The following is a 23207-nucleotide window of genomic DNA, read 5'->3' on the forward strand; positions in this document are numbered from 1 at the left end:
CCGCTTGACGACAGCTACTTTGCTCGCTTTCACCGCCGCGGCCGCGGTCATCGTCATCGTGCCGGGGCCGGATCAGGCGTTGCTGCTCCAGACGAGTGCCGCCGCCGGACGTCCGGCGGCGGTGCGCACCGCCGGCGGCGTCCTGCTCGGCATCGTCCTGTGGGGCGTCGCTTCGGTCGCCGGGCTGGCCGCGCTGCTGGCCAATGGCAGCGTGGCCTTCCGGATCGTGACCGTGATCGGTGCGGCCTATCTGATCTGGCTCGGCATCACGGCCTTGCGGTCCGCGGTGACGGCGTCCACGTCCGCGCCGAAACACGAAGACCGCCGGAGCACGGGTTTCTTCCTACGCGGGCTGCTCATGAACTGCCTGAACCCGAAGATCGGCCTGTTCTACCTGTCGATTCTTCCGCAGTTCCTCCCTGGCTCGGCCGCATCGGCCCTGGGCGCGGAGCTCGTCCTCTTCGCCATCTACGTCACGGTGAGCGCCCTGTGGTTGTTCGGGTTCGCCTTCGCGGCCGGCAGTCTCCACCCGTTCCTGAACCGGCCGCGGGTCAAGCGATCGTTGGATTCGGTGGTGGGCGTGATCTTGCTGGGACTCGGAGTCATGGCCTTGGTGGGAGTGTGACGGTGTGGCCGTACGACAAGAAGAATCGGCACTGTGGCAAGAGCAGTTCGTCGGAACCCGCAGCGAGGTGGGGCGTGCCGTCGACGCAGTCGAACGGGCCCGAGGCGTGTTGCGGATGTCCGGTGATCCACTGATGGCCGCGGTCGACAGCGCCCTCACCTGTGCCGTGTCGCTGATCGAACTCCGGCGGCACGGAACGGAATGCGACATCGACACGCTTCACAACGCGCTGGACGCTGCCCGCGCACTGGTGGGCGAAGTGACCTTCGCCGTGCGGGACAGCTATCCGGGGTCCGGTTCTTGACGACCGGGTTGTGAAGCTCCGCTGAGGAGGCCGTCGACGATGAGCGACCAGATCGGACGCTGCTCATGACGCGGCTCCGCCGCGGTCTCGGCGGAGCCGGTTGATCCTGAGAGTGGCGGAAATCCGCAGCTCAGAGAGCTGGGAGGACGCGTGGTTGCTGTCCGAACCCCGTTGGGGATACGTGCAAAAGCGCCGATCGATCGGATCGGCGCCTTTGCGGTTTCGGAGTCGACACGGCGCCGGTGATTCTGTTGCTTCGCAGGATCCCGTAACACCTTCGGTGGGCTTCGCGCCGTCAGTGCTCGACGGGGTCGGGGCGGACGAGCTCGTCAGTGAGTCCTTCGAGGGGCTTGGTGAGGTATGGGTCGCGTGCGATCCATCGTTTTCCTTCGGCGGCGATGCCTTCCACGATGTGCAGGGTGTGGGTGAACCCGGTCTGGGCTTTCGTCGAGGGTGGTTTGGTCACTGGTGGGGTCGGTGATGTGGATGCTGCGGGGTTCACCGGTTACGAGAGTGAGTTCGAGGTCGCAGCTGAGGTCGGTCGGTGTGGCTACGTAGACGGATGAGACGGCGTCGAAGCGGAAGTTGTTGCGCTCGATGTCGGTGAGGGTCATGTACCGGGACGAATTTGCTGTGCGCTGGGTGAACAGGCAGCACAATTCGGAAGCCGGCAACCGATTGCGCTCCTTCGAACAAACCCATCGGATCCTCGACATGGATCGCTTGATTTCGCAGTGGAACAAGGTCTTGGACCCGAACGACCAGAAACGCTTCTGGGTTCCGATCACGCCCTGGAATCGGGCACGCTGGGTTCATGGCGAGCGAGGTGCGTCCGGAAGTCCGGGCGCATCTCACCGGCGTCGAGCCCGGACGTGACGACGAGAGGGTGGGTATTCGTGACCGTACCGGTGAACCAGCTGTGGCAGCAGATCATGAACCTGCTACGGGAACACGCCCCAGCCACCGCCCGCGAGATCCGGCCTCCCGGCCCTGCCGACGATATCCGGGGGCTTCAGCGCCTCGTCGGACTCGCTCTCCCGGATGACCTCGTCGGCTGGTGGGCGCTCATGGATGGCATCGTCGATCGCTACGACCAACGAGCCGGGGACCTGGTGCCACACGCCTTCGTCCCGCTCGCGGTGCGGCGCGCTCATGAGGAATACCGGCGGGTGTCGGAGTCCACCGCCACAGATCCGACGTGCTGCGGTCCAGGCCAGGCGCACCAGAACTGCGCAGGCGATGACGGAGGCCCGTTCTGCACCGCGCTCGTGCCCATCTGCCGTGATATCACCGGCGCCTCACTGTGCGTGGACCTGCGCTCCGGCCCCGACCACGGCATGATCATGACGATGGCGCCCGGAGACGGCTTCAGTGCGACCCACTGGGGAAGCGTGACCGAGATGCTCACCGAGATCGCGGAACGACTGGACGCCTACACCCGTCAAGCCGAACTTCCCTACGGTGAAAAGCATCCCACGGTCAACGACGAAGGCATGCTCCAATGGCCATAAGGGAACCTGCTGAATCGCACAGTCCACAACGGTGGCGGGGGAGGTCGCTGTGAATCCGGAGCGATCCGGGGAAGTGCAGCGGCTCTCGCAGGCCAAGACGCGACTCACAAGACTTCAGGAGGCGATCGAAGCGGGTGCGGATCCTGGAGCGCTGATCGAACCGTTGAACCGGGCGAAGGAGGAGCGCGACGCCGCTGAGGAGGATCTGGCGCGTGCTCCGGCTGAGGAGTCGATCGGCAGGGCCGAACTCGAAGCGATGGTCGATGCGTTCGGCGAGCTGGGACGTCAGGTCGGGACCGTGAGCCCGGAAGACTTCAGGAGCTCTACGGCGAGATCGGCCTGGAGATGGCCTACAACGCAAAAGAGCGGACGGTCGATGTGACCATCCGCCCACCCCGTAGGGTTAATGCGTGTGTCCGAGGGGGAGTTGCTCACTAACCACACGACTTCGACTGAAGTAACGATCGGTAGTCGGGTGTGCTTGCAGTCGACGGTGGGTACTTCCTTGTCGGGAAAATCGGACCGGCTCGTGCCCAGGCGTTTCTTCTGCTTCCGCAGGTCCGTGGTCTCGTTGCTCCTCGTTGGGACGGCTTCGAACGCGCTCCGGTCGCCTGAATATCACCGTGGGTGAGGTTCGGCACGTACAGGGTGATCTGGGCCGGGCGATCCCTCTGTAAGAGGCCACCATGGCCGACAGCGAGCGGGTGCTAGGCCCCCGACCACCTCAACATACTGGTCTCGTGCAACAACTTTTCTGCAGTGCTTTGCTTGTGTCTTCTCCGCCGGGCTCGCTGGCCGTGAGAACATCCTCCGCACGGCGGGAGGAGTTCGGGGTGGGACGCGACGAGCGGCCGATCGAGAACCGGATGGATGTCAGTGGCGACCTCACCGGTGCCGCGGTTCAGGCGGGTTTGGTGCACGGTGGACTGCACATCCACCTGGCGGCGCCATCGCCCGGGCCGCAACTGGCGGCCGACCCGCCCGACAGCTGGGACGACCTGCCGGAGCTTCCGCCGTCGATACAGCAACTGCTGCACGCCCAGGTCGAGATCGCGCAGGACTTTCCGTACCGGTTGCCAGGTGCGCAACGGCCGTCATTGTCGGCGGTGTACGTCCGTCAGGACATCAGCAGCGGGTCCGAAAGCCAGCCGTCGGAGCCGGAGCGTCCGGTCCCGATGCTGGACAGTCGTGGCCAGCTGATCGACGTCCCTGCTCGACCGGTGACCAGGTTGGTGGTGCGCCCGCCGTCCCGGACGGTCCGCGCCGCGCTCGACGACGACGATCACCTGCTGATCACTGGCGGACCTGGACAGGGAAAGTCGACTCTCTCACTGCGGCTGGCGGCTGACATCGCCACGCGGTGGTCCTCCGACGGCGACGCCCCGCTCGCCGAACCGGTGATCCCGCTAAGAGTGACCGCACGAGAACTGGCCATGCGACTCGACCTGCCGTTTTTTCAAGCCCTGGCCGAAACCGCGCTGGCCGAGTACGGCTCACTGCTGGCGTCTCCCGTCGACGCGGATACGCTGGCCAGGCGAGCTATGGGCTGCCGCTGGCTGCTGCTGGTCGACGGACTGGACGAGGTGGCCGACGGGAATCAGCGGGACCGTCTGATCAGGGTCCTGGGCACCTGGGCGTCGGATGTGGCTTCTTCGCACCTCCGGGTTGTACTGACAAGCCGGCCGATCGCAGGGCTCGCACTGGCACCGTTCCAAGTAGCGGGCGGGGCACGCTACGAACTACTGACGTTCGATGAAGAAGCGCTTCGCGCCTTCGCCGCCAACTGGTTCGACGAAAACGTCGCACAAAGGTTCGTCAGACAGGTCCACGAGGCCAATCTGGACGAACTCATCCGTATCCCGCTCCTCGCGACGATCGCCGCGATCATCTTCGAGCAGGACTACAACCGCCGATTGCCGGACAACCGGTACGAGCTTTACGAGGCATACCTGACCTACCTGCGTTCCGCTCGCTCGGCCGCGCCCTCATCGTGGGATCACCTGCGCGAAAGTCTTCTGGAACACCTGGGCAGGGTCCGCCTCGAACAGGACACCTCCCTAGTGACAGCGGCCTGCACCTGGATCAGCGAACATCTGCCTGAGGCCTGCGCGACCACTACCTGGCAAGAAGAGCTGACGACCTATCTCGCGGCGATCGGTCCCTTCAACTCACGTGGCGGAGACCTCAGATTCTTGCACCACAGCTTCGCGGAGCATCTCGCTGCCACCGCACACGGGCGCCTTCTCCCTGGTGAGTTCGACCCGGGGTGCCAGGAATTCGTTCGTCTTCTCCACGCCGCACGCCTGGAAGAACGTGGTCGGCACGCTCGGCTTGTGCTTCTCCATTACACGCGCCTGCACTCGGCGGAAACCGATAGCCTGATCCGACACCTCCACGCGGGCAATGGAGCGATGCACGTGTTGGCGGCCAGGCTTCTCGCGTGGCACGCACCGGCGAGTACCGAAACAACGGAGGCCTTCCTGGCCACGGCACGAGGGTGGGCGTCCACCACGCAGTATCCGTCCGGTGTCATTCTGACCCAGGTCAGCCGCGCCGCACACCACCCCGGTCTCTCGGAGTGGCTGTGCGACCTCATGGGAGACAGTGAAGCGCCATGGGAATCGCGGATCAAAGCGGCACGAGCGCTGGCCACCCGGCTCTACGGCTCTGATCGCCGCGGAGCGCTCACGCTGCTGCGAACAATCACGAGGAACGAGGCGATCTCAGTCGAGTTCCGCTTCGAAGCGGCGAAGGCGCTCGCCGACTGCGGCAGTGCCGAGCACGCTGGCGCCGTGAGCGGTTTGCGCTCGGTACTGAACAATCCCGCCACAACTGCTTGGCAGACCCGCAGTGCCGCGACCGTGCTCGCCGGTCTGGGCGCGGAGCCACGGCGCGAGGCGATCGAAGCGCTGATCCAGCTCCTCGAAGAGCCCCGGATTTCGGAGAGCGACATGGTCGATGCCGCCATGGGGCTCCTCGAAATCAGCGCTGAGTTCCATGACCGATGTGCCGACGTTTTCCGCAGGATTGTCACAAAGCGGAACGGCTCGATCGCCGGCCTTCGGGACGCGACACTCGGTTTGGCGTCTCTGGGACCAGATCACCTCGCAGAAGCGGCCGCCGCCCTCAAAGGACGTCTCATCGACAAGCGTCTGGTCGGCAACCCCCAGATGGTGTTCATCGCCCGGTTGCTCAGCGACCTCGGACCTCTCTATCGGGTTGAAGCAGGAAATCTTCTTCTGGCTTCGGCGAAAGCACCAGAGACAATCGCAGCCACTCGTGTGAACATCGCGAGTTCGCTCGCGGAGTTCGGGCCGGAATTCCGTGAATCGGCCCTGGTATTGCTGCGTAAGGTATTGGCAGACCGTTTGGCCAGCACGAACAACCGGCTTTGGGCGGCCAGGGCCTTGGCGGACTTCGGCCCCGAACATCACGCCGAAGCAGCACGAGAGTTGGAGCGGCTCGCTCGCCATCCTCTTGCTCCGGGATTCGAGCGAATCATCGCGCTGGGCAAACTCGCCGACCTCGGTGAGCCATATCGAGCTCCGGCGATATGTACCCTGCGGGGTGACCTCATGGCACGAGACGTCGAACCTGACAGAAGGATCCGTGCAGGTCGAGAGCTGATCCGGCTCGGACCGGAGTTTCAGGCCGAGGCAGCCCGGTATCTGGTCGAAGTAGCGTCGAACTGGGCGACCACCCCGGACGTCCGCGTGATAGCTTGGCGTGAACTCAGGTCTTTCGGCAGTGCTCTGCGTCACCAGGCATCAAACGCCCTTCTCGCGTTGATGGGTCCTGAAGCGGCGGTTGTTTGGGAGACGCATCGCGCGGAGGGCAGCTTTGTCGGAGGCGATACTGATCTCCAGGCGGCGGCAGCAGAGGCTTTCACCTCAGTCCTGCGGGATCCGGAGCGCGGAGTGCGGCATCGTGTCGCCGCTGCTCATAACCTGGTCAACCTCGGACGTAGCCATCATCAGGTCGCGGTCGACGGTTTCATGGACCTCATCCAGCACAAGGAGATACCAGCCGGTGAATTGGACTCCGCAGTCAGCAGCTTTTCAGACATAAGCGTCAGCCTGCGCACCGCGCTGGCAGCCTGCCTCAGGTCTGCGGTGTCGGATTCCGTGACCTCGGCGACGCTTCTCTGCGAGACTGCCGAGGCCTTGACTTCGTTGGAGATGCCTGCTTCCGACGTCGACGCGGCTCTGCGTGCCTGCTTCGTCGACGAGAAAACCCCTCCGTCTTCCCGCTGCGAGGCCGCCATGATCGTGGCACGCACTCAGGCCGCGGAGTTCACTACCGCGGTCAGCACGATCCTGCGGCTCCGATACGACATCGCGGCCAGTACTTGGATCAAGCACGTGCGCGAGCTGCGCACGCTCGGCGCGGACGTCATCGACGACGTGCGATCGGCAGTCTCGGAGCCCACTTCGAGCCGGTGGCTGCGCGAGCAGTGCGCGATGGCGATCGCCGAGGAAGCAGCCGACCTCCGTGAGGAAGCGCTGGCCGAGATACGTTCACAAGCAACGGACGAATTCCTCGAGTTCACGTGGCGGACTGAGGCGATCATGCGACTTGTGGAACTCGATCCGTCGACGACAGACGCCGCGATCGTTTTCCACAGGTCAGTGCTTGACGACGAGCAGTTGCCCGTCACTGCCCGAGCCGAGGCGGGGTATCAGCTCGTAAGGCTCGAACCGGACCAGTATGGCGCCGTGATCTCGGTGCTCCAGCATCTAGTCTGTAGTCCTCTCTTCCCGCAGTCCGAGCGTGCCGATGTGCTCAGCTGGCTTGACTACCTATCGTTGCCCTCGCTCGAGCTAGTACCGCTCGCACGCGCCATCGTTCACGACCCGTCGACCTCGTACAAGACCCGTCAGAAAGCGGCTCAGTATCTACCTGCTAGGGAACTTAGAGACCTCTCGAGGGCAACAATCGGCGAGCGCGCAGCACCAGTCACTTCTTGGCCCTCAGCAGTCAACTACTGGCACGACGCGAGGTCGGTGGCGGCGGAGGTCGAGGACGTCCTCCGAGAGACGGTGATCGCCCCTGAAGCCTCATGGGAAGAACGTGTCGAGGCCGCAGCCAGGCTTGCCGAGCTGTCGCCCCGGCTTACTCGTGACTCTGTCGGTCTCCTGGAGAAACTCAACGGAAGCGGGCGGCCGAAGCACAACGTGCTGCTGGCGTTAGCGGAGCTTGACCCGGCGTGGAGAACGCGTGTCGTCGCTGACGCACGACGCACGCTTGACGCGGAAGATCAACCATGGCAGCAAAAGGTTGCTGCAGGCACCCTTCTCCGGCTAGTGGTTTCCGAGTCACTGCCCGGCCCGGACCGCGACCGTCTCTCCCGACTGATCTCCGACGTTCGTGTCGCTGACCAGGTTCGCCTGCGCATACTCTTTGCGCTTGATCGACTGGATGACATCCGAGCGATCCGTGACGGAGAGCATACTGGTCCAGCAGCGCGATGGTTGGCAGCGAATTGGCTTCGCAATCATCAATGTGATGACCGCGAGCGGGGTGCGCAGGTTCTTGACAGTATCGCGGGAGATAAGTCTTGCCGTCCTCCCCTTCGATGGCGTGCAGCAAGAGAGCTCGCCAGGTTCGGGGTGCGCGGTCGAGCGCTCGCGGCTGTGCGGCTTCAGGGCATGATGTCCGACGAGATGATCCCGGTCATAGTCAGGGTCGACGCCGCCCGGGTTCTGGGAGAGTTTCGGCCCGACCTACGCGGCGAAACCCTTAGTTTGCTCCGTCGGCTTCAAACTGCCGAGAACCCGAGGGCCCGGCTTCAAGTTCTCGAAGCACTAGGCGCGTACGAGCCTGACGAGGCCGCCAGAGCGCTGCACGCCATGGCCGAGAAGCAGGAGCTCGAGCCGGCGGTCAGACTACGGTGCGCGGACGCATCGGCTTGGCTGCTCCGTGGTTACGGCGAGACCGCCGCGATCGTATGCCGGGAACTGGCACACGACGAACGCGTTCCTCGGCACATCCGCGTGAAGGCGGCGGAGCGTCTGGCCTTGTTCAGCAGTCTCTGCCGGTCGGAAGCGCGAGACGTCCTTGCCCAGCTGTCCTGATCGAAAGCGGCGAAGCCGGGCGCGGCGGCTCGAACCGCCGTACGTGCCAGCGGATCGGCAGGATACGTGCCCGATGTAGGCCCGGTTCATGACGCACGAGTACTGGCCTGACAAGGCGACTCTCGACTACGAAGAGTGAGGCCTGGTCCGGCGCCCGATGTTCCCTAACGTGTAGCGAACGTCGGAGCCGTAAAGACCGACGTCGTGTCGAGGGGGAACTCGCGACCGAGTCCCTGTGGTCGCACGACGCCGCCGCCCGGCCACTCGAACTGGCGATAGGGCTGACTCAGCGGCCAACCGTGATCACCAGGAAATCGGCACGGTCATCGACGCGGTCGCCCCGGTCAAAGGGGTCGGGATACCAGCGAACGCCAACGAGGTAACCCACTCGGTACTGTCGACTGGGTCAGGTCGTGTACGACTGAGGGAGCGAATGTGCCGGATCCGGTTCTTGTGTCCATCGCTGCGGCTGCGGCTGGGCGAGCCATCGCGGGTTTGTACCAGCTGATCAAGCAGCAGTTCGCGGACGACGAGGTGGCGACAGCGGTGCTCGAAGCCGCGGAGGGGGCGGCCGAAGACTCGGTCGAGGTGCGAGACCTCGGCGGCGCGTTGGAGCAGGCGGAGGCGGCCGACCCGGACTTCAGTGAACGCCTGCGTGCCCTGTGGCAGCAAAATGCCGACAACAGCGGCGTGACCAACCAGATCTCGGGCACCGTGCACGGCAACGTGGTCCAAGCGCGCGATATCAGCGGCGGCATCACGTTCTGAATCGCTGTTGCCGACCAGTGCAGGGTCGTGGAGCACGGCGGCGACGGGAACCGCATCGACGGCTCTGTCCATGCTCCGGTGGTGCAGACCAACGTCATTCACGGAGGGAGTTCACTTCCTGCCCGGTGGTCCGGGCTATGCCCTAGAGCTCCGTATAGACTGGATGGCGTCTCGAGACGGCCCGATCTGGGCTAGTCCGAACTATCTTCTCGATGCGCGGTCGGGGGTCGTCCGTTCCGTTCCCGGCCGTTCGGCAAGGGAAACTTCGGTCGCGACGTACCCGGTAACCTGTCCCTTGTCGTCCCTTACGGCCGTGCGGGCAAGGGCAGGAGTTGGCTCGCCGCGCGATTCGCGCGTGAGTCCGTCGAGGTGGGGTGGGCGGTCGTCGATGTCCGTCGCGCGTTCGGGTGGATCCGAGTCGGGGTGCGGTGTGGCAAACCGCGCTGGTCGTGGTCGACCACGCCGATCAGTGGACAAAGGATCAGCTCGCCGACGGTCCTGGATTCGTGCCTTATGCTATTCGGTCGCCTGTTGTTCTGTTGGGAGCGTCTTCATGATGGCGCGTGCTTGTTCGAGTAGCAGGAGTTCCTCGTCGTACCTGTGTGTCCCGCGGCGAACGCGACTGAGATAAGCCAGGGTCAGCGCTTCGCCGTGTCTGTCGCCGAGTGACCGGAAGATAGCCAAAGCGGTGGTATGGATGTTGTCGGCTTCGTGCCAGCGTTCGAGAGTTTGCAGGGCCTCGCCAAGTGCGTTGAGGGCCCTGCCCTCGCGAGGCTTGGTGTCGAGTCGGCGGCATATGTGGATTGCTTCAACGGAATAATTAATCACTAAATTATGATTTTTCACGTGATTACTGATGGTGATGAGGTGTTCCAGTGCTGCGAGTTCGCTGGCGCTGTCTTCGAGTTTTTTGCAGATGGCCAAGTCGCGTTGGTGGTACTCGGCGGCTTCCTGCCATCTGTTGAGGGTCTGGTATGCGGACCCGATATTGTTCAATGCGGTGGCCTGGAGGTGAAGATCGCCTAGTTTCTCGAAGATGTCGAGGGCCCGCCTGTGCCGTCGAATGGCTTTCAGGGGGCGTTGGAAGTGCTGATCGGTCAGGCCCAGGTTGTCGAGTGCTGTTCCCTCGAGGTGCGGCAGGTTCAGCTTGCGGGCCAGGTCTGCTGCCTGTCGGTGCAGGCTGGAAGCGTCGCCCCATTCATTCAGATCTTGCTGCGACAAGGCGAGGTTGTTGAGTGTGGACGCTTCGCCGCGGCGGTCGCCTATCGCTCGGAACACGGCGAGTGCCTCGCGATGACATCGGGCGGCGTCGTGGTGGCGGTCCATATTCTGATGGACCAAGCCGAGATTGCTTAATGTTGTTGCCAGGCCCCGCTTGTCACCCAGTTCCCGGCAGATAGAGCTCGATTGTTCCGTGTAGTTGGCGGCAGTCTTCCACTGGTGCAAGTATTGGTATATCCTGCCAAGACTGTTGAGTAGTATTCCCTCACTGTTCCGGTCCGCGATCCGTCGAGCGCAGGCCAGGGCAAGGCGATGCGTGGTGAGCCATTCGGGCACCATTTTTCGCAGGTCGAAATAGTGGTAGAGACGGTTCGTCAGGTTGATGACATAATCTTCGGCGCCGAACAGGCTGGTCATCTTGACAGATGCCACCAAGTTGGGATACTCGGCATCGAACCAGGCGACAGCCGATGCCCGGGCAGCCGATCGAGTGCCGCTGGGCGCAGACTTGGCGGAATTCAGGCTTTCGCTGGCAGCCGCGCTGGAGGACAGGTAGTAGCCCAGGAGTCGCCAAGTCGCCGCGGCCAAGTCATTGCTGACCCCGGGGCCGACTGCGTGGACTGCGTTCTCGGCGGCGTGGAGCCGGAGCAGATCGTGAATCTGCCATCGGCCAGGAACGGGTTGCTCTAACAACGACAGACGTTCCAGGGCCCGGAGAATGGTCCTCAGCTGACCGTCGGGCAGGTCGGTAAGTTCGGCCGCGGCGCGAAAGCTGACGTCGACGCCGGGAGCGCAGCAGAGAAAGACAAAAGCGCGCAGTTGTTCCGCGGACAGCCTTCGATACGACCAGGAGATCACGGCAGGGAGATTCGCGGCCCGATCGCCGTCGTCCAGGGCGCTCAGACGGGTAGCCTCGTCGCGCACTTCGGCGGCGAGATCCCCCAGCGGGAAACGAGGGTGGTCCGCGGCCCTGGCGGCGACGATGCTCAGAGCCAGCGGAATGCCACCGCAGCACTCCGCGAGAGTGTGCACGGCGCCGGGTTCGTCGTCGACGCGCCGGCTACCCAGGCGAGCCGACAGCAGTTGGCGTGACTGCGCCGCCGACAAGCACCCCACTGACAGCACGCGAGCACCGTGTGCCGCAACCAACCCTGGTAGACGGTGGCGGCTGGTGACCAGCACAACACAGGAGGCGCTACCTGGCAGCAACGGCGTGACCTGGTCGGCGTCCGCGGCGTTGTCCAGGATGATCAGCATCCGGCGCCCCGCGACGAGACTCCGGTAAAGCCCGAACTGGGCATCTGTGCCGACGGGCATGCGGGTCGCTTCGACGCCCAGCGCGTCGAGGAAGCCGCGCACGACCATCGCGGGAGGCGTGGGCTCGCCCGTGGGTGCGAAGCCGTGAAGGTCGACGAACAACTGACCGTCCGGAAAGCGATCGAGATGATGATGGGCCCACCGCAACGCGAGCGTGGTCTTACCCACGCCGCCGATTCCGGCGAGCGCGGTTACTATTGCCTGTTGCTCACCGGCGCGATCGACGGCTTCGGTAATGGCCGCCATCTCTTCAGTGCGGCTTGCGAAATATGTGGATACCGGCGGTAACTGCCGGGGGACCGGCGTCGGTGCCGGGGAGTGGACGTGCACGTCGCCGGTGATGGCGCCGGTCTGAACCAGGTTTCCGCTGACCGGACCGGTATGGACATTGCGGACCGCCAGTTGTCGCTCTTCGTTTGGCGGCGTGTCGGCACTAGCCGTCATCGGCACCTCATGTCGTGGTTTCGTTGTCCATACGGTGTCGATCCACCGTAGCGGTCAGCTGCGCCGAGGCGGACTTGTGCCGTTCGTCGCCGTGACGGCAGCTGCTGACACCTTGGGGCTGTCGTCGAATGCGGCGGTGAACTCGCCGTCAGCGATGTGACCGGCCACCCGCGATTTTGCCGTAACCTCACTCGGCTGGTCGCACTCTTCGAATTTTGGCCGAGTAGGCCGTCCACGCCACACAGCGGCGTCGTCGCGGGTTGCCGCAAGCTGGACTCTGTCATCGAGAACGGCGATGGACACGGCACTCGGCTCCATGAAGCAATATCTCACAGTTGCGGGGATCTCCGTTTCAGGCAAAGGCAGACGCCGGCTTCAGGACACGGACAATGCAGCACACTCCTGAAAAATACTGTTTAGCTGACGGTGCTGATCTTCAGACGGACGCGGTCGGCGTCTTTCGTGCGGTATTGCGACTGAAACAGCTCGAGAGCTTGTTTCCAGGCCTCGCGTGCCGCCGCCTTGTCTTGAGCCTGAATCGCATCTCCGAGGAGATCGAGCGCGTTGGCTTCAGATGCTGCATCGCCGAGTTCCCGGTAGAGGGAAAGGGAGTGCTGATAAGTGTTGACCGCGTGGTCGGTGTCACCGGTGTGGTGGGCGATGTAGCCGAGGCTGAGCAGTGTGGTTGCTTCGCCGCTGCGATCCTGCCGGCTTCGACATTGTGCCAGGGCGTCGGTGCAGTGCTTATGCGCGTGGTCGAGGTCGCCGATTTGGGCGGTGTACCAGCCGATCTCGTTGAGGGCGTGAGCGCTGCTGGCCGGGTCACCGACGTCCTCATAGAGGCGGAGGGCGCGTTCGGAGTGCTCTAGGGCTTTCTGGTATTCGTTGCGTTGGTCCCAGGCGACTGCGAGTGCGCGATGGGTGTGGGCCTCACCCAGCTGGTCGCCGTGCTCTTGTGCCCAGGAGATGCCGTCTTGCAGGTGGTGGAGTGCGTCATCATGTTGGCCGAGCAGCGCGGCGGCGCGGCCGCAATGGCGGTAGGCGCGAGTGCGGAGACGAACGTCGGGCAGGTGCTGGGACGCGGCCAGTCCTGCTTTCCATGCGGTCTGATAGTCCTGGAGGTGCCCCTGGCGGAGCTGGACGGTGGTCAGGGCCCAGGCGAGCTGCCATACCGCCGAGTCCCACCCCTTCTTCGCCGCCAGCTGCAGGGTGGCCATCAGATTGGCCCGCTCGGTAGTGAGATAGGTCCAGGCGTCGTCACGGTCGGCGAGTTGGCGGGGTACGCAGCCAGGAACCAGCTCGTCGAGCTTGATGGGGGTGTGGCTGGGTGCGATGAGCAGGTCGGCGGCGTGCGTGGTGTGGCAGGCGAAGGTCGCCAGGCGGCGCAGGCCCTGAGCTTCGGCAGTGGGCTCGGTGTGGCGTGCGGCGTAGAGCCGGACCAGGTCGTGCATCTGGTAGCGCTGAGGCGCGTGCTGCTTGATGAGCGACACGCGCTCGAGCGACCGCAGGATCGTGCGGGTCTGGGGTTCTGGTGTGCCGGTGAGGCTGGCGGCGGCAGGCAGACTGATGTCGGGCCCGGGCGCCGCGCCGAGCAGCGCGAACACCGTGGCCTGTTCTGGAGTGAGGGCACGGTAGGACCAGGACAGCACCGTTTCCAGGCTGCTGGTCGGGGTTCCCTCGTCGAGCGCCTGCAGACGAGTGGCGGTGTCACGCAGTTCCGCGGCCAGCTCCGCCAGGGGAACGTGCGGGTCCAGGATCGCGCGGCCAGCGACGATGCTCAACGCCAGCGGCAACCCTGCACAGCTGAGCACCAGCTCAGCCACCGCGGCGGGCTCGCCCGCCAGCCGAGCTTCGCCCAGCCGGCGGGCGAGCAGCGCATGTGACTGCTGCTCGTCGAGTTCCTTGACAGTGACCGGTTGTGCGCTGTGCCGGGCGATGAGGCCGGCCATCTGATCCCGGCTGGTCACCAGCACCGTGCAGCGGGAACCACCGGGCAATAGCGAGGTGATGTGGTCGCTGTCCCGGGCGTTGTCGAGCACGATGAGCATCTGTCGCGTTGCAACCAGGCTGCGGTACAACCCGACCTGTGCCGACGGCTCCGCGGGAATGCTGTCCGAGGCGACTCCGAGGGCGTCGAGAAACCCGCGGACCGCCTCGTGCGGTGGCATCGGGTCGTCGCTGGGGTCGAAGCCACGCAGGTCAACGAACAGCTGCCCGTCTGGAAAACGATCCTGGTGAAGGTGCGCCCAGTGCAGCGCCAACCATGTTTTCCCGATCCCGCCAGCGCCAGCAAGAGCTGAGATCACCACCGTGGAACCCTTCCCCAGCTCGTGCTCAAGCACCGCAGTTAGCCGTTCCAGCTCGGCTTCGCGACCGGTGAACAGCGACGATGCCGCCGGCAGCTGCTGCGGCACCACCGACGGGCGCCCCGCCTGCTCAAGGACGATCGTGCCGATATCCCTCGCCTGAACAGCGTTGCCCAGGACATCACCGCGGATCACGTTCTGCCCCTCTGAGGTCCCCACCATGCCCCTCAGTGTGCCCGATCGCAGGCCGCTGATCCTCCGCAGCTCAGAGATACCAGCTGCTGAGCTTCGTCACTGGGAGGGGACTGTTCGCGAAACGGCACCTCTCTGCCAACGACGCTGTGCAACAGAGATGAGCCGTTTGTGCCGGACAGACCCCAGCCATCCTCTCAATCACCCGGCGAGTGCTGCCGTAATTGGGAGCGCAAGGCGTCCGCGTTCTCGGTCTTTCCCAAGACGTCGAGAATTTTCGCTAATTGATCGTGGGTTTCGTATCGTGTGCTTGGAGCGAGATCCGGGATTAGCGCGTCGAGAGCGGTGATGAGTGCGTCCACTGGGGGCAGGATGTCGTCGCCGGCCACGATCTTTACCGTACGGTTTAGGTCTTCGACGACCGAGCTCAGCTTGGTGACGTCGTAGTCGTGGTGTCGCAACCACCAGAGCGCAGCCGATGCCGTGTTCTTGAAGACGGTGTTCTTCAGGTAAGTGAGTTCGGCCCGTTCGACTTCGTGCCCGGCGGCGGCGACTTCTCGTTGCCGGAGCTGTTGTGCATGTTGCTGTGCCAGTTCGAGTTGGTCCGGGGCCACGGTGACGACTACATCTTCTGCCCTCACACGAACCGGGGGATCGTTGGACAGCACTGTACCTGCCGCCAGGTCCGCGGCTAGTCGGGTTCCGGCGACGTCTGCGTGGGTAGGCGAGTAGTTGCTCAGCAGATTGATGGCATGGGCTACGACCTCCCGACAAGCCTTTTCTTGCCAGGCTGGAGATGCGTTCCAGACCACCGTGCAGCGCACCTCGAAGTCGAAGCTAGGCAGCTCACTGGGAACTGCGCCTGTAAATGGTGCGCGCCGGTCGGGCTCCTCCTGTGCGAACCCGACCGGTGTCGTGCGGCGGCGCCATCGCATGCTCAGGAGTCCTCGTTCCGGAGGGGTTGTGCGGTGAACGGATGCCCGGACAGCAGTGCCTCTGCCAGCGCCTGATGCACGACAAGGCGCGGGTCGGTGCTGTCATGGTCGTCCCAGTAGCGGGGGACGAATCCGAGCCAGCGGTCGGCAGCCATGCGCACCGTCCCGATCCGCGCGACCGAGGCGTCGAACGCCGTCGCAGCTTCGCCGAGCACGGCCAGCAGGAAAACCCGCTGGTCCGAGCCAGTCGCCAGGTCCAGCCAGGATCCGATCGCTTCATGGACGAGCGCGTGGTCTTCCACAGCCAGCAGGACCCGCCAAACCCGGACCAGCGCCTGCCGGTGCACCCCGATGAACTCGCCGGCGTCCACGGAGAGCAGTTCGCGCAAGATCCGCACCGCGACAGCCCGCTGCCGATCCTTGCCGCTGCGCAGCCACTCGTCGAGTTTTGCTAACACCTGCGGGAACGCGCCGTTGTCACGAACTAGAGCGAGCACGGCCGCCACGACCTTGTCGCTAACCTGGCGCTCGGTGTGCAGGGCGAGATTGCCTAGCCGGGTGAGCGCCTTGTCCGTGTGCTTGCCGCCAAACTCGGATTGGCAGACTGTCAGCACGAGATCGACGAGCGCGGGGGCGAGGTCGGATTTTCGAGCCCACTCGTTGAGCTGGCGGTGCACCACTGGAGCGCTGCGATCGTCGAGCGCTCCTGCAGTAAGGAGGTCGGCGGCCATGCGGGCGGGCACCGCCTTGCCGGAGCCCGCCCAGTTTTCAGCCACCTTCGTGATGAATTTGGTGGCGTCCTGGGATGCGCAGAGGTCGAGAAAACGGCTCACCATGCCAGTCCTGGCGTCATCGTCCAGCCGAGGCTGCTGTCCAAGTCCGAGGTCGGTCACCCACTTCACTAGCCTGTCGCGGAGTTCGGGGTATCCGCGCCAGACGTGCCGGAGCACCGAACGGTCATAGCCGAGGCGGTCGAACTGTGCCCGGTCGTCGGCGAAGCTAACGCCCTTGAGCTCGGTCAGCCGGCCGGCGAAGCCGCGGCCCTCTAGCAGCTTCCCGGTGGGGGGCGTGTAGCCGGCGGTGGTGAGTAGTGCGCGTTCCGCCCAGTACTGGGTTTCGGTGGAGCACCCACCGAGCAGGGCCACGGTGAGCAGAAGGCTGCGCTGGTTCCAGTCTTCCTCCTTGTCGACGACGGTGATCAGCTCGGCCGTCCAGTTGCCGTAGGCGAGGACCGCCTTCTCGACCACGGTGCCGATGGCGGCGTTCACGCCCGCGAGGTGGTACTCGCGAACGATTAGGTCGGCCAGCCAGGCCGCGTCGGCGGGGCGGGCAGACGTGAGCGCCTCGGTGATCTTGGGATCAGACACGATTTCCGCAGGAACCGAAGTCTTCTGCAGGTGTGCGTGCAGCACGTCTCCGGCAGCCGGTTCGATGAGCTGCTTGATCCGGCCCTGATAGAGCGCGTGCAACCCAGGCGGTGGTGGTTCGGGCAGGAGCACGACGAGATGTGCTTCCGCGGCCGCGACGGTACCTAGGAAGCTCTTGAGCTGGCTTTCGGCGTTGTCGAGCACGTCGTTGTCGGTTTTGGTCAGGTCGAGCAGGATGTGGGCGCTCTGTGCGACGCGGCGCAAGTCGAGCTGGGTCTCTTCGTCGAACTCGATGACGTTGATCGTCGGCGTTTCGGCGTTAGATACGGTCTTGAGCGCCAAGACGCCGGCCGTCCACCGTCCGCTGTGCGGGCGGCCGTAGAGGAAGACAACTTTGTTGTTACGCAACGAGTTCACGATTCCGGTGAAATCGTGCGGCTCGGCGAATCGGTCCTCGAGCCAGCGCAGGTGGCCAGGGTCGATCTCGTCCCGGACGATCAGATCCCGGTATCCGCTGCCGGTGCCGAAGACCTGGATCATGTCTCCCTTCTGCACGTCGATGGAAACATCGCCGGTGACGTCGCCGCGCACGGTCACGTTGCCGTCGCCGGTGACCGAGGTGCTATCGGTGGGGGCGGTGAAGCTATCCGTGGTCATCAGTCTTTCTTTCCGTTCTTGCGGACGTGCTGTCGGATACCGCCGCTCACGCTGCCGCCGGTGACGATGTTCCCGTCGCCGGTGGTGTGCTGGTGCGAGTGCCGGGATTTGTCGGTCCAGCGATTCTGGTCCCGCATTTGGATCGCGTTCCCGTGTACGGTGCCGTTGATTGTGTTGGTCACTGCACTTTCGGCTTCGGGAGCTTCGTCCGTTGAAGCCGAATCCTCGGGAACGAGCTCGTCCCGCGTGCCGATGCCGCGGGCCAGCAGATCACCTGAGGGTTTCGGCACGTGCAGATAAGCGTCGCCCACGTAGTTCTTCACTGACACCGGGACGCGAACGAACTCAGCCGGTGCCTTCGTCGTGTACCCGCAGAGCACCACGTCCTCGTAAACGCGTGCCGAGAGCACCGCAGCGACGAACGTGACCTCAGGTTCGGAACTGGCGAGTAGCATGCGGACTGGCTCGCAGTCCAGGAGTCGGTGCGTCTCGATCATTGCCGCACCTGAGCCGTCCCCTAGCCGGGCGTTCCCGGAATCGATCAGCGGGCCCACCGCGACGCTCACTCGCAGCCGGGTCGGCTCGCCGGACTGGCCGAGGCGCAGACGGTGGTGGTAGGCCAGTTCGTCTTGCAGGGCATCGAGGAACGACCCGACGAGAATCGGCAGGGTCTCTGGCCGGAAACCGACCACGAACCCGTCGCCACGACCGGCCGGAAACCGGCGGTCTGCCCAGACCGCGGCGTGGCCCGAACGCTCGAACGCGCGCTCAAGGATGGTAGGGATCAACTCGGTGAGTGCGTAATGATCGGCGGGGGTAACCCCACTGAAGTTCTTGACGTCCACCGACAGCACCGCGTGGTACGGCGGCAGCTCGTCGGAGGGGGAGTGCGTGTCCTCAGTCATGGGAAGCACTGTGGCCTGCTGGACCGTGGGGTGATGTCCACCGGAAGACGAACAAAAGTGACCTGCATCACTCCCTGTTGGGGTATGCGTGGCGGCGGAGCTTGTCGAACCGTTCGATGGTCAGGTTGCGCTCGGCACTCAGAATGCCCTCCTGGCGCAGCTGGGCGACCAGGCCGGCCACCAGGCTGCGGGACAGCCCCAGCACGTGCCCGAGCCGGGTCTGCGACAGCGGGATCAGGCGAGGGTCATGTCCCGGCTCGGCCAAGTCGGCTAACTGCACCATCAATCGCGCGATCCGCCGCAACGGGGGCAGGCTCAACATGTCCACCGAGTCCTGACCCGCCCGCTGCAGCTTGGCTGCCACATACCGGCCGAGCTCCCGGTGGACACCGTCGGCGACGAGCACGCGCTCAAAGGTGCCTAAGGGCACAGCAAAAGCTGCACAGGGTTCTAATGCGAAAACGTCGGCAGTCCGCACCCCACCGACCTCGAACGCCACCTCGCCGATCACATCTCCGGCACCGCGCAGGGCGATGAGGCGGTAGTCGCCGTCCTCAGTGTGGCACCCCACTTCGACCCGCCCGGACGTCAGCAGCAGAACCGAGCTCGCCGGAGCGCCACGTACGAAGATGGGCTCGCCCTTGCTGAACGCGCGTCGGAAGCCGAGCTTGCACAACGTCGACCAGGTGCGTTCGGGGACGAGCGCGCGAAACCCCCGGAGTGCATGATCATCTGGCACGACCAATCACGATAACCGGCCGGAGGCTGAATGTCAGGCGAACCACCCGTTCAGCCGGACCCTGTTGTCTCACACGAATCCGCACGCAGCGGTTCCTGGTTACCGGCTTGTCTATATCAGTGAGCGCTGCGCACGCGAAACTTCGGCGGGATAGCTTCCGCGACCTCCGGAGCCTCGTGACGAAGAGTGATCTTGGGGTCGTATCAAGTCCTACACAAGTAGGACTCAGGCGGATCGATGACGTGTGCGAGGCAGTAAGTCGGCAGCCGCCCCACGTGGTCGTCGGTGCGCGAGGATGCCGCCCGCTGATCGGTCTGTTACAGCTCGGTCAGGAAGGCCGGTTCGTCGGACTGTGGGCACCCGGCTCACCCCCCCGTTGGCGGCGGCGGGTGTCGTGCTTCAGAACCTTTCCCGCTGCTGAACGGGTGGGATCGATTGACGTAAACTCGGCGCGGATCAAGGGGTGAGGGCCATGGCAGGGGACGGCGGGGCAACCAATCGTTTCGTTGGTATTGCGGGAAATGTCGCGCAAGTCGGTGACGTTCATGGCGACCTTCACCTTCATAGCACGCCGGATATCCCGCCGAGAGCTCCCTTGTTCATGTTCCCGCCCGAGACCGAGCATGTGGTCGCCCGTCCTGAGCTGATCGAGCAGGTGGTGAAACGGCTCGGTGTCGTCGAATCCACGTCGGCCGTCGTCATCAGCGGGATCGGCGGGGCAGGTGGCTTCGGCAAGACCACGCTGGCCGCTCAAGTATGCCGGGACCGTCGCATCCGCTCCAGATTCGAGGAAGTCCTCTGGCTGACGGTGGGGGAGGATGCCGCCGGCACCGATTTGGCCGCCAAGATCAACGATCTGGCGGCACAGCTCGCGCCGAGCAGGCCGACTTATGTGGACCCGCAGCAAGCAGGGTATTTCCTCAGTTCTCTTCTGCGGGATCGCCCCCGGCTCCTTGTCCTCGACGATGTCTGGCGAGCCGCCCAGCTCGCACCGTTCCTGTTCGGCGAAGATCGGTGTGTGCGCCTGGTGACCACGCGCCAACCGGCCATCTTGCCTGCCGATGTCGACCCGGTCGTCGTCGACCAGATGACCGAAGCACAGGCGGAAGAGCTGTTGCTCGACTGCTTGCCCGCCGACGCGGAGAGCGCCAGCGTCGGTGAACTGCTACGACGAACGGGTCGCTGGCCGGTCCTCTTGCGGATCACCAACGGCGCAATCCGGCGTTTGCTGCGTACGGGTGCTTCACTGGACTCCGCGCTTCGCTGGGTGGTGGACCAGCTCGCGGTCAGAGGGCCTGCCGCGTTCGACCCGGGAAACGCCGACCAGAGGGCAGCTGCCGTGGACGCGACAATCGATGCGAGCCTTCGTCTGCTGGCGAAGCTCGACGAACGGTGGCTGGACCGGTTCCTGAGCCTGGCGGTGTTCCCCGAGGACACGCCGATCCCGTTCAGCGTGCTGACGGTCTACTGGTCGCGCCACGGCACGCTCAGCGCGGACGAATCACTGCGCTTGTGCCTTGACCTGCGTGACCTCTCCCTGGTCGAACGGTTCGAACTCGGCGACAGTCCCGAAATGCGGTTGCACGACGTCATCCGTGACTACTTGCGGCATCGCGCCGGGAACGCCGCCCGGGACATGCATCGCGACCTTGTCGAGGCGTACCGCGGCACCGGCGCTCCGTGGCGGGAGCTGGCGGACGAGGAACGATACCTGGCCGAGAGGCTGAGCACTCACCTCGCGGAGGCAGGACTCGAAGAGGAACTGAGCTCGCTCGCCTGCGACCCGCGGTGGCTGGCCGTCGTGCTGCGCTGGCTCGGGCCGCCCGCCGCCGAAAGTGAATTGGCGAAGTCCAGCGCTTCGCTGGCGCCGGTGATCGGGGAGGCCATCAGCCAAAACGCTCACTTGCTCGCCTCGATCGAGCCTCGCAGTGCCATGCTGCCGCTGCTGCTGACGAGGCTCGGCTGCGACGCGCGGTTGGCTTCCCTGGCTGGTGAACAGTTCGCGAAGCTCGACTACAGCCACCTGATGCCCTCCCGGCCGCTGCCCGACGCGCCCGATCCTGCCAACGCTCGCACGATCAGCGTCGGAAAAGGGGCGGTGCAGTGCTTGGAAAGCAGCCCCACCGGAGACTGGTTCGCCACCGCGGGCCGCGGTTCCCCTCAGGTCAGGTTCTGGAACGCCAACGGTTCGCCGCGAGCGACGTTCGAAATGCCCGACGGCGCGAGCGCGTTCGCGCTGAGCCCCGACGGGCACTGGCTGGCAGCGGCCGGACCCTTCGGACGTACGTCTGAACTGCGGATCTGGCACACGGACGGAGAGCTGATCGCCTCCGTCCCGACGTACGCTCGCGGCTTGGCGTGGAGCTCGGACAGCGACTGGGTCGTCACCTCGAAACTGGAGGTCATCGACCGCGCCGGGCAGAAAACTTCGATCGCGCCCCATGCCTGGAGCAGCGGCGCCGCTGTCGCCGTCAACCCTGCCTCGACCATGATCGCCGTGGTGAGGGACGTCGCGGTGTGGTTGTTCGACAGAACAGGCCACCCGATCGTCACGTTCGCAGGCCACACTGGCGGGATCAACGCCCTTGCCTTCGGCGCCGCCGGGCAATGGATCGCCACGGCAAGCGACGACGGGACGGTCCGGATCACCGGGCTCGACGGCGTTTGTCAGACCATCTTGTCTGCCGACGGCGATCCCGTGCGGGCTTTGGCCGTCGCGCCGGACGGACATGACTTGGCGACCGTGGACAATGCCGGCCAACTCCGGCTGTGGACCCTCGAAGGCGAGTTGCGGGCGACCGTCGACGCCCATCCCAAAACCAGGATCGATTCCGTCGTCTTCACTCGAACCGGCAAGCATCTGATCACCGGCGATGGGCGGGGAACGGTCCGGATATGGGACGTCAGCGCCGTATCGCGGCAGCGGCGAACGACGCTCGCCGAGCTGACCGCCGTGCTGGCGATCAGTCCGGACGGGTCCAGGAGGATCGCTGTCGACGACTCCGATTCGGCCGTGCTGATCGACCTTGCCACCAACGGGGCACGGCGAACGATTTGGCCCGACGGCCTTCACCTCGACTGCGTTCGTATCAGCCGCGACGGCCGCTACATGATCGGCGCTGGGGGAAAGGACGACGTCGGTAAAGTGCTCGTTTGGAACGCGGACAGTACCGAAGAACTCGAACTGTCCGGGCATACGCGGCCCGTTCTGACGGCCGCGATCAGCCCGGACGATACTTGGTTCGCCACCGGCGGAATGGACGGAACCCTCCGCTTCTGGGATCGGAGCGGATCATCGCGTGCGGTGGCCCACGACCAGGGATGGGTCATGGCCACGGCAGTGAGCCCCGGTGGCGACTGGCTCGCCTGCGCGCACGACGGCGGCGAAATCCGGATCTGGGAACCGGATGGGACGATGCGAACTCAGTTCGCGGACACTGAGGACGGCATCGCCCGTGCGCTTGTCGTACCCGCGGACGGCGCCACAGTCGTCAGTGGTCACGTCCGGGGAGCCCTGAACGTGTGGACACCCGAGGGCCAGTTGATCACCACACTACGGGGACACAGCGGCACCGTGTTGAGCCTCGCGCTGAGCCCTGACTCCCGATGGCTCGCCAGCGCCGGACACGACGGGCAACTCCGGATTTGGGACTTGCGCACTCACCAGTGCAGCGCGGCGACCCGCGTCGATGGCCACTTGCGCCACGTGTGCTGGGAGCCCGGCAGGATGGATATCCTGGCCAGCGGAACAAGGGGATTGTACGAGTTTTCGTTCCGTTCTGCACTCCAGTAGGGCGTTCCTGCGGATCTTGTTCCTAGTCGTGTGTTGAGTTGACGGATAC

At 64.8% G+C, this 23207-nt stretch carries 14 protein-coding genes; 7 read left to right on the top strand and 7 right to left on the bottom strand.

The annotated features are described in order from the left end of the window. Positions 1-4: 4 nt before the first annotated feature. Positions 5-625, top strand: a complete 621-nt coding sequence (locus AMK34_RS01045) for a LysE family translocator (RefSeq protein WP_241832655.1) — start codon at positions 5-7, stop codon at positions 623-625. Between the two features lie 4 nt (positions 626-629). After that, the gene (locus tag AMK34_RS42430; RefSeq protein WP_143202308.1) at positions 630-929 is read left to right on the top strand and encodes a hypothetical protein; all 300 of its coding nucleotides are present in this window, start codon (positions 630-632) and stop codon (positions 927-929) included. 295 nt (positions 930-1224) lie between these two features. Here AMK34_RS42430 and AMK34_RS42935 read toward each other — a convergent pair whose 3' ends face one another. After that, positions 1225-1395, bottom strand: coding sequence for a hypothetical protein (locus AMK34_RS42935; protein WP_158073268.1), 171 nt, complete (start codon positions 1393-1395; stop codon positions 1225-1227). A gap of 430 nt (positions 1396-1825) precedes the next feature. Between AMK34_RS42935 and AMK34_RS01055 the strand changes: the two genes are divergently transcribed. The 4 genes from AMK34_RS01055 (at position 1826) to AMK34_RS01070 (ending at position 9282) form a co-directional block, all read left to right on the top strand. Continuing rightward, complete coding sequence (locus tag AMK34_RS01055; protein WP_083649704.1) at positions 1826-2440, top strand: SMI1/KNR4 family protein; 615 nt, start codon at positions 1826-1828, stop codon at positions 2438-2440. 31 nt (positions 2441-2471) lie between these two features. Then, positions 2472-2822 (top strand): hypothetical protein, encoded by a 351-nt coding sequence (locus AMK34_RS01060; protein WP_143202309.1) that lies wholly within the window; start codon positions 2472-2474, stop codon positions 2820-2822. 451 nt (positions 2823-3273) lie between these two features. Then, positions 3274-8514: an NACHT domain-containing protein gene (locus AMK34_RS01065; RefSeq protein WP_073842344.1), complete on the top strand. Its 5241-nt coding sequence runs from the start codon at positions 3274-3276 to the stop codon at positions 8512-8514. Between the two features lie 435 nt (positions 8515-8949). Beyond that, a complete protein-coding gene (locus AMK34_RS01070) occupies positions 8950-9282 on the top strand; it encodes a hypothetical protein (RefSeq protein ID WP_073842345.1) in 333 nt (110 codons plus the stop codon). A gap of 516 nt (positions 9283-9798) precedes the next feature. Here the strand turns inward: AMK34_RS01070 and AMK34_RS01075 are convergent. The 6 genes from AMK34_RS01075 to AMK34_RS01100 form a co-directional block, all read right to left on the bottom strand. Next, the gene (locus tag AMK34_RS01075) at positions 9799-12264 is read right to left on the bottom strand and encodes an ATP-binding protein (protein WP_083649706.1); all 2466 of its coding nucleotides are present in this window, start codon (positions 12262-12264) and stop codon (positions 9799-9801) included. 416 nt (positions 12265-12680) lie between these two features. Beyond that, a complete protein-coding gene (locus AMK34_RS01080) occupies positions 12681-14792 on the bottom strand; it encodes an ATP-binding protein (protein ID WP_073842347.1) in 2112 nt (703 codons plus the stop codon). A gap of 167 nt (positions 14793-14959) precedes the next feature. Beyond that, positions 14960-15697 carry a hypothetical protein gene (locus AMK34_RS42435; protein WP_143202310.1) on the bottom strand — a complete coding sequence of 246 codons (738 nt, stop codon included), beginning with the start codon at positions 15695-15697 and terminating at the stop codon, positions 14960-14962. A 2-nt stretch (positions 15698-15699) separates the two neighbouring features. Continuing rightward, positions 15700-17721: a hypothetical protein gene (locus AMK34_RS01090; protein WP_073842349.1), complete on the bottom strand. Its 2022-nt coding sequence runs from the start codon at positions 17719-17721 to the stop codon at positions 15700-15702. Then, positions 17721-18626 carry a hypothetical protein gene (locus AMK34_RS01095; RefSeq protein ID WP_073842350.1) on the bottom strand — a complete coding sequence of 302 codons (906 nt, stop codon included), beginning with the start codon at positions 18624-18626 and terminating at the stop codon, positions 17721-17723. Before AMK34_RS01095 ends, AMK34_RS01090 begins: the two co-directional genes overlap by 1 nt. Before the next feature lie 67 nt (positions 18627-18693). After that, positions 18694-19365: a Crp/Fnr family transcriptional regulator gene (locus AMK34_RS01100; RefSeq protein ID WP_158073269.1), complete on the bottom strand. Its 672-nt coding sequence runs from the start codon at positions 19363-19365 to the stop codon at positions 18694-18696. Positions 19366-19837: 472 nt separating this feature from the next. On the opposite strand from AMK34_RS01100, the gene AMK34_RS01105 reads away from it, so the two are divergent. After that, on the top strand, positions 19838-23158 hold the full coding sequence (locus AMK34_RS01105) for an NB-ARC domain-containing protein (protein ID WP_143202311.1): 3321 nt from the start codon (positions 19838-19840) through the stop codon (positions 23156-23158). Positions 23159-23207: the final 49 nt, after the last annotated feature.

Origin of the sequence: Amycolatopsis sp. CB00013 (assembly GCF_001905755.1) — a bacterium.
Classification (GTDB): Bacteria; Actinomycetota; Actinomycetes; order Mycobacteriales; family Pseudonocardiaceae; genus Amycolatopsis; species Amycolatopsis japonica.

Bases quoted from the DNA above. Each gene is read 5' to 3' on its own strand.
- AMK34_RS01075 (WP_083649706.1), bottom strand. From the start codon at position 12,264: ATGACGGCTAGTGCCGACACGCCGCCAAACGAAGAGCGACAACTGGCG.
- AMK34_RS01080 (WP_073842347.1), bottom strand. From the start codon at position 14,792: ATGGTGGGGACCTCAGAGGGGCAGAACGTGATCCGCGGTGATGTCCTG.
- AMK34_RS42435 (WP_143202310.1), bottom strand. From the start codon at position 15,697: ATGCGATGGCGCCGCCGCACGACACCGGTCGGGTTCGCACAGGAGGAG.
- AMK34_RS01090 (WP_073842349.1), bottom strand. From the start codon at position 17,721: ATGACCACGGATAGCTTCACCGCCCCCACCGATAGCACCTCGGTCACC.
- AMK34_RS01095 (WP_073842350.1), bottom strand. From the start codon at position 18,626: ATGACTGAGGACACGCACTCCCCCTCCGACGAGCTGCCGCCGTACCAC.
- AMK34_RS01105 (WP_143202311.1), top strand. From the start codon at position 19,838: ATGGCAGGGGACGGCGGGGCAACCAATCGTTTCGTTGGTATTGCGGGA.